The following is a 484-nucleotide window of genomic DNA, read 5'->3' as shown; positions in this document are numbered from 1 at the left end:
AGCATCATGCCCGGATACGGTGGTTCGTGTCTGGTTGCGCAACAACGATCCCGCCGATGCCGATCGGTGGGATCGGTTCGTGCACGATCGGTCATGGTATCCATTCGAAATTTCGATCTCGCATTCTCCGCAGAACGTGGGCTTCGGGCGCGCGCACAATGCGACGTTCGAAATGGCCGACGCTCCGTTTTTCTTTGTCTTGAATCCGGATACGCGACTGCATTCGACTGCCGTCTCGGCATTGCGGAAGGCGATAGACACGTCTGCCGGCGACGTGGGCGCCTGGGAGTTGCGGCAACTGCCGTACGAGCATCCGAAACTGTACGATCCCGTTTCGCTCAGCACGGACTGGGTGACAGGTGCCGCCGTCGTGTTCCGGCGTGCCGCGTTTGCGCAGGTGCGCGGTTTCGAGCCGCGTATCTTCATGTATGGGGAAGATGTCGACCTATCGTGGCGAATGCGCGCCGCGGGCTGGGTATTGCAT

The 484-nt window shown here is 60.3% G+C and carries 1 protein-coding gene; it reads left to right on the top strand.

The genetic code is table 11. The features are described from left to right. Positions 1–484, top strand: a 484-nt coding sequence (locus J5M56_RS24770; protein ID WP_207938033.1) for a glycosyltransferase family 2 protein, incomplete at both ends; no start/stop codon positions are given.

The sequence above is a fragment of the Pseudomonas sp. 51_B genome (genome assembly GCF_017491595.1).
Classification (GTDB): Bacteria; Pseudomonadota; Gammaproteobacteria; order Pseudomonadales; family Pseudomonadaceae; genus Aquipseudomonas; species Aquipseudomonas promysalinigenes.
Note: the sequence above shows the minus strand (reverse complement) of the source record. Positions and strands in the feature narration are given on the sequence as shown.